The sequence below is a fragment of the Salinicoccus jeotgali genome (assembly GCF_039538805.1).
GTDB lineage: Bacteria > Bacillota > Bacilli > Staphylococcales > Salinicoccaceae > Salinicoccus > Salinicoccus jeotgali.
Window position 1 is genome coordinate 44,222 of sequence record NZ_BAABCK010000065.1, and the last position, 7,188, is coordinate 51,409.

The following is a 7,188-nucleotide window of genomic DNA, read 5'->3' on the forward strand; positions in this document are numbered from 1 at the left end:
ACTAATATTACACTTATAGAGGCGCTGCGGACAATTTAATAAGTATATATAAAGGAGCTTAACTAATGGCAAAGACCAAAAAAGGTGAAAAGAAAGTATCCAATGTCTTTATTTATGCATCAATCATCATTGGCATCATGGTTGCCATAGGTGCCGTATTACCTGAGGAATTTGGGGCATTCACTGCAAGTGCCGGAGCATGGGTTACGGATTACTTTGGCTGGTATTATCTGATCATTACCGCAGGGATTGTATTCTTCTGTATCTTCCTCATTTTTAGTCCTATCGGTAAATTGAAACTCGGCAAACCGTATCATGAAAAAGAATTTAGAACGCTCCCATGGCTCGCTATGCTATTTAGTGCCGGTATGGGTATCGGTTTGGTATTCTACGGAGCGGCAGAACCGATCCAGCACTATCTCGCACCTCCTACTGCGGATCCAGAGACAGATGCTGCTATGATCGAAGCAATGCGCTCAACGTTTTTCCACTACAGCTTCCACACATGGTCAATGTACAGCGTCATTGCATTAGCCCTTGCTTATTTCCAGTTCAGAAAAGACGAAGTTGGATTGCTCTCCAAAACACTCCGCCCCCTACTTGGAGATCGCGTAGATGGGCCGATTGGTACCGCTGTGGACGTTTTAGCAGTATTCGCAACAGTTATCGGAGTAGCAGTTTCGCTTGGACTTGGTACATTACAAATCAATGGTGGTTTGAACTATCTGTTTGGAATTCCAATCAACATCGGCGTTCAAGGTGCAATTATAGCTGTCGTAACCTTCTTATTCCTAATGAGTGCCTGGAGTGGCCTGAATAAAGGCATCCAGTATTTAAGTAATCTAAACTTAGGCCTTGCGACCATTCTATTTATTGTCATACTCATCATCGGCCCGACAATGCTGATTTTGAATATGATGAGTACATCGACAGGCGCACTGCTTGATACTTTCCTTTTCAACAGTCTGGATGTTGCACCATTGAATGAACAGAAAAGCGTGTGGCTCGATTCATGGACAATCTATTATTGGGCTTGGTGGATGAGCTGGAGTCCATTTGTAGGGACCTTCATTGCACGGGTATCACGTGGCCGCTCAGTCCGTGAATTCGTCATGGCCGTCCTGCTTGTTCCTACTGCCGTAGCCATTGTATGGTTCAGTGCGTTTGGTACTACAGGCATCGAGATTGCTAAAGAGACGCCGCAAATTTTTGAAATGCCTGCAGAGACAATGCTATTCGGAATATTCAATGAATTGCCGATGAGCATGATTTTATCGATCATTGCATTGATGCTCGTTGCTTCATTTTTCGTAACATCTGCTGACTCAGCCACTTACGTCCTAGGCATTCAGACTTCAAATGGTTCTCTGCAACCTTCGAATAAAATTAAAATAATCTGGGGGGTTGCGCTTTCTGCAATTGCCTTCATCCTTCTTCTTTCAGGAGGAGAAACTGGGTTGTCAGCATTACAATCAGCTGCCATCGTTTCAGCATTCCCATTCAGTTTCGTCATCCTCTCCGTACTGGTATCCTTCTATAAGGATGCCAATGAAGAACGTAAACATCTGGGGCTTTCCATTACTCCAAATAAACATCGCATGCAAGAATATGTGGAGCAATCTGAAAAAGAACGTGATGAGGAGCTCGAAGAGGAACAAAAATTAAATTAGATTCCACTGACGAAAAGACATCAGAACCTTCTGATGTCTTTTTTCATTTACTTCCAATCAGTTTGCAAAATGCCTCCTAATCATTGATAATCGTACTAATACACATTAAAGATGAACCATCTTTACAAGTTTTGGTCAATATCCCCATAAAAGGGGTAAGTATGAAGAAACAGCTCCACTGCTTACTCTTTTTATGGTGCTTTACAAGATATAAAAAACTGTAAATATCTCAACCCTATCTAAAAACCGTTCATACACCCGGAAGTAAAACGACAGGATGGAAGGAATGAATCTCTTGAGCAAACCGATTGATAAACGTAGCCAAAGAAAAAACGAACATGTTCAGCATGCCTTAAACCAATCTCTGCAATCTGCACCATCCGACTTTGACGGTGTTTATTTCATCCACCAGTCACTTCCTTCCTTCAACCTGGATGATGTGAACCTCTCAACAGACCTCGGTCCTTTTCGTCTTGAGTTGCCACTCTATATCAATGCAATGACCGGGGGCAGCGAATGGACACGCTCCATCAATGGAAAGCTTGCTGCTGTCGCTGAAGCTACAGGCATTCCCATGGCAGTCGGTTCGATGCATGCTGCAATAAAGCAACCAGAGCTGTCGGACTCTTTCACTATTGCAAGAGAAAATAACCCAAATGGCCTTCTCTTTGCCAACGTAGGGGCGGATGTTTCAATGGAAGGGGCAAAAAAAGCTGTAGATCTTCTCAAAGCAGATGCACTACAAATCCATATCAATGCGCCTCAAGAATTGATCATGCCTGAAGGGGACCGTAATTTTAAAACTTGGCGTGACAACATCCAGCAGATTGCAGAAAAAATTGATATGCCTGTAATCATTAAAGAAGTAGGCTTTGGTATGAGCAAAGAAACACTTCAGATTTTAAAAAATATCGGCATCAAGTATGCAGACATCAGTGGTAAAGGGGGAACCAACTTCGCAACCATTGAAAATTCAAGACGCAAAAATCAAGAGATGTCCTACATGGATAACTGGGGCATTTCTACAGTCACATCGCTTCTTGAAACAAAACCCTTCCAACAAGATATGCATATACTGGCTAGCGGAGGGGTGCGTACACCTCTTGATGCTATGAAATGCTTGGCACTTGGTGCCCGCGCTGTAGGAATGTCAAAAATGATGCTGGAACAAGTCGAACACTCTGGTGTCGAAGCCGCTATCGAGTTCGTGGATCAGTTCCACCATCAGATGAAGAAAATTGCTATAATAACCAACGCTAAAAACATTGAAGAGCTGAGAAACCGGCCGATTGTCCTAAGTCCTGAATTGATTTCATGGCAGCAGCAACGGTCTATGGAACAGCAAGGGAGATTTTGATATGAAAAAGACGATTACTGTTATAGGTGCTGGTGTCGCAGGGCTTGCAAGTGCCATCCGATTACAGAACGAAGGGTTCCAAGTCACTATATTGGAGAAAGAGTCGACGCCTGGTGGCAAAATGAACCGGATTGACCTTGAAGGATATGCATTCGATCTTGGCCCCACCATTGTGATGATGCCTGAACTGTATAGGGAAGTATTCGAGATTACAGGCCGTAATCCTGATGACTATATCCCGATGATGCGCCTTGACCCCATGTACAGTGGATACTTTGACAATGGAACTAAAGAATATCAGGTGACAAACGACCTTGTTAAAAATATAGAGATGTTTGAAGAAATCAGCGATGAAGATGCTGAAGGATTTCTACGCTATCTGACAGATCTATACCAACGCTTCAATATTGCGAAAAAACATTTTCTGCAACGTCCGTTCAGAAACAAGAAAGATTTCTACAACCCATTCATGATCGGTCAAGGCATGAAGTTGAAAACTCTCAACAATGCTGAAAACTTAATGAAAAAATACATCAAAGACAAACGCATGCGCCAGATGATCAGCTTCCAGACCCTATATATCGGTATATCGCCATTTAAAGGCCCTTCGCTGTACACCATCATTCCCATGATCGAGTTTCTATACGGTATCTGGTTCATCAAAGGCGGGATGCGCACCATGGCGTCTGCCATGGAACGCCTATTTTTGGAAATGGGCGGGAAAATCACATATAACACCAGCGTAGAACAAATTGTCATAGAAGATAAAAAAGCAACAGGTGTCATGGTCAACGGTTCATTGCTTGCTTCTGATTATGTGATGTGTAATGCAGACTTTCCATATGCCATGAAAAATCTGGTCAAAGAGCCGGAGCATAAAGGAAAGTATCAGGACAAAAAAATTGATAAGATGGATTATTCATGTTCCTGCTTCGTTCTGTATCTGGGCATGGACCGTAAATACCCTGAACTTGATAACGTCCATAACTTTGTTTTCTCTGAAGATCTTGATACTAACATCAATCAAATTTTTGAGGGTGATGTCATCGAAAACCCATCACTCTATATGTATATCGCTTCAAAGATTGATCCTTCGCTCGCCCCTGAAGGCAAGGATGGTATATATGTATTAATGCCTGTATCAGACACACATACATTGAAATATAAGTGGACTGAGGAAACCTCCAATATGTACCGGGACAAAATCATGTCGAAAATCAGTAAACTACCTGGTATGGAGAACTTTGAAGAACAGATCGTAGTCGAAACCACTATGACACCAGCGGAATTCGAGGGGCGTTTCAACGCCTACAATGGTGCTACATTCGGACTTAGACCGACACTCACCCAAAGCAATCATATGCGCCCCCAGAGTAAAGCGACGCATTGCGACAATCTGTATTTTACCGGAAGCAGTACTCATCCGGGAGCCGGCGTACCGATTGTATTGCTCTCATCAAAAATAGCAGTCGAAGAACTGCTGAAAGATGAAAATCACCAATAGGAGACGTGAAGCATGATGGCTCATTCCAAACCTTCATTAAAAAATGATTACAACCATTGCCAAAATATAATCAAGCATCACTCGAAGAGCTTCTATTATGCTTTTTCTACCCTTCCCGAAAAAGATGCCGATGCAGTGTATGCAATCTATGCATTTTGCCGCACAGCTGACGATGCAATCGACCATGCCAAGAACATGGAAACTCGCATCGTAAATTTGGAAAGGCTGGAGAAGGAACTGGATAACTTCTTAAGCGGAAACGTCCCCAAAGCTCCCATGTGGCGTGCGTTGGCCGATGTGATGGGTCGGTATGATATCGATCCATCAATGCTCTACACTCAACTGGACGGCCAAAGAATGGATATCCGCTTTAAACAGCCTGAAGACATCGATGACCTGATCAATTACAGTAATCATGTTGCAGGGTCTGTCGGGAGGCTTCTTCTGCCTATACTATCCAATGACCTTACAGGTCCGCGCAGGCAAAATGCAGAAAAGCTTGGTGTTGCTATGCAAATCACCAATATTTTGAGGGATATAGGTGAAGACAACAGGGATCATGGTCGTATCTATATTCCAAAGTCGGTGTTGAAAAAGCATGGTTACACTGAAGAACAGCTTGCCTCAGGCGAAATCAACAAAAATTTCAGGGCTATGTGGGAGGATCTTGCTGGAACCGCTGAACAGTTATATGACACTGCCCGTGAAGAAATTACATACTATAAACCGGAAGCCAGGCTGCCGCTTCTCCTCTCACTCTCCATATACCGTGAGATCTTGAATGAAGTTCGCCACAATGAATATGACTGCTTCTCCAAGCGAAACTCAGTCTCTTTAGCCAAAAAGATAAAGATAAGGGAAGCGGAAAAAATATATATCAAGACACTTGAAGACAAATGATTGGGGGAGCATCATGGAAGAATCTCAAACAGTGGTTGTAATAGGTGGCGGCCTCGGAGGCCTCTCTGCAGCAATTTCCCTGAGACAAAGGGGATTCGATGTAACACTATACGAAAAGAATACACACTTTGGAGGAAAGCTGAACCGTCATGAACAAGACGGATTCGGTTTTGACCTCGGGCCATCACTGCTGACGATGCCCCACGTGTTCGAACGGCTTTTCACTGGCAGTGGAAAAGCTATGGATGACTATGTCCAAATTGAGGAAATACCCCTCCAATGGCGCGCCTTCTTCCCTGATGACTCCCATATCGACCTATATGGAAACCTTCAGAAGATGGCTGAAGAAAATCCTCAGTTCGGAAAAGAAGACATGAGCGATTATAGGAACTTCCTTGAGTATGCCAAAAAAATAGATAGAACCACGGTCCCTGGATATTTCGAAAAAGGACTTGATGATTTAAAAGATGTGCTGCGTTTCCATGGCCCAATCGAAGCATTTAAAGGGTTCGACTACCCATCCACGATGCAGCACGGCATAAACAAGAGGGTTAAAAATCCGCATATGCGAGATATGTTAGGTTATTTCATAAAATATGTCGGCTCAAGCTCATACCGAGCCCCGGCTGTGTTGAATATGATGGCCCATATGCAACATGAGCAAGGAGTATGGTATGTAAAGGGCGGACTTCATCGTCTAGCTGAAGGAATCACCCAGTTGGCACGAGACATAGGGATCAAGTTATATACGGGTGTATCTGTGGAGACAGCACTGACTGATGGACAAAACAACATAGAAACTCTGTTGCTTAATGACGGAAGCCGTATAGAAGCAGATTATTATGTTTCCAATATGGAAGTGTTGCCCTTTTATAGGCATGTACTCGACCGAATGCCGAAAAAGTTCGAGAAGCTGGAAAAACAATTTGAACCAGCCAGTTCAGGGCTGGTCCTACATCTCGGAGTCAATCGCAAGTATCCACAATTGAGACATCATAATTTCTTCTTCTCAAACGATTCAAAACGCAATTATGAAGAAGTATTCGAAAAGAAAATCATACCGGGTGATCCTACAATCTATGTAGTGAACACCAATAAGACTGATCCTTCACAAGCACCTGAAGGATATGAAAACCTAAAAATATTGCCACATATCCCACCTCTTCAGCAGGAACAATATACAAAAGAAGATTATATGAACTTCCGAAGTACAGTCCTTGAAAAACTTGAATCGATGGGACTTGAGAATTTAAGAAATCATATTGTTACAGAGTACATGTTGACACCTCATGATATCGAAAAAATGTACAATTCCGATCATGGTGCGATATACGGCACTGTATCGGATAAAAAGAAAAACAAGGGATTCAAACATCCAAAAAAAGATCGCGAGATCGGAAATCTATATTTTGTCGGTGGGACTGTAAACCCCGGTGGAGGCATGCCGATGGTCACATTGAGCGGTCAGCAGGTGGGCCGTATGATTTCTGAAAGTGCAGATCGTGAATAGTATCCTCCCCCGCAATCAAAGCATTTTTCATCTTCTTTCAATATTTCAACTGCGAGATAATCTAAATCAACTTTAGATCCCTCAGAAATCGAACTTAAAATGGGAAAGGATATTTCCCGGGCAATAAAAACATACTAAGATTAGTACCACAGGACCCGGCCAGGTCCTGTGGTACTATTTTCATATAGTAGGAGTGGAGATCAGGTCGACGAGGTTTTAGGATTTAGAATCCGGAATAAAAACGGGC

5 protein-coding genes are annotated in these 7,188 nt (G+C 42.9%); all 5 read left to right on the forward strand.

The annotated features are described in order from the left end of the window. Nucleotides 1–65 precede the first annotated feature (65 nt). The 5 genes from ABD734_RS09875 to ABD734_RS09895 all read left to right on the forward strand — a co-directional run bounded on the left by ABD734_RS09875 (nt 66) and on the right by ABD734_RS09895 (nt 6,941). Nucleotides 66–1,670 (forward strand): BCCT family transporter, encoded by a 1,605-nt coding sequence (locus ABD734_RS09875; RefSeq protein WP_344703836.1) that lies wholly within the window; start codon nt 66–68, stop codon nt 1,668–1,670. A gap of 286 nt (nt 1,671–1,956) precedes the next feature. Further along, the gene (gene fni, locus ABD734_RS09880; RefSeq protein ID WP_344703838.1) at nt 1,957–3,027 is read left to right on the forward strand and encodes a type 2 isopentenyl-diphosphate Delta-isomerase; all 1,071 of its coding nucleotides are present in this window, start codon (nt 1,957–1,959) and stop codon (nt 3,025–3,027) included. A gap of 1 nt (nt 3,028) precedes the next feature. Continuing rightward, nucleotides 3,029–4,531, forward strand: a complete 1,503-nt coding sequence (locus ABD734_RS09885) for a phytoene desaturase family protein (protein WP_344703840.1) — start codon at nt 3,029–3,031, stop codon at nt 4,529–4,531. A 12-nt stretch (nt 4,532–4,543) separates the two neighbouring features. Continuing rightward, complete coding sequence (locus ABD734_RS09890) at nt 4,544–5,431, forward strand: phytoene/squalene synthase family protein (RefSeq protein ID WP_344703842.1); 888 nt, start codon at nt 4,544–4,546, stop codon at nt 5,429–5,431. A gap of 13 nt (nt 5,432–5,444) precedes the next feature. Beyond that, a complete protein-coding gene (locus ABD734_RS09895) occupies nt 5,445–6,941 on the forward strand; it encodes a phytoene desaturase family protein (protein WP_344703844.1) in 1,497 nt (498 codons plus the stop codon). Nucleotides 6,942–7,188: the final 247 nt, after the last annotated feature.

Excerpts from the sequence above, each read along its gene's own strand:
- ABD734_RS09875 (WP_344703836.1), top strand. The coding sequence starts at position 66 with ATGGCAAAGACCAAAAAAGGTGAAAAGAAAGTATCCAATGTCTTTATT.
- fni (WP_344703838.1), top strand. The coding sequence starts at position 1,957 with ATGAATCTCTTGAGCAAACCGATTGATAAACGTAGCCAAAGAAAAAAC.
- ABD734_RS09885 (WP_344703840.1), top strand. The coding sequence starts at position 3,029 with ATGAAAAAGACGATTACTGTTATAGGTGCTGGTGTCGCAGGGCTTGCA.
- ABD734_RS09890 (WP_344703842.1), top strand. The coding sequence starts at position 4,544 with ATGATGGCTCATTCCAAACCTTCATTAAAAAATGATTACAACCATTGC.
- ABD734_RS09895 (WP_344703844.1), top strand. The coding sequence starts at position 5,445 with ATGGAAGAATCTCAAACAGTGGTTGTAATAGGTGGCGGCCTCGGAGGC.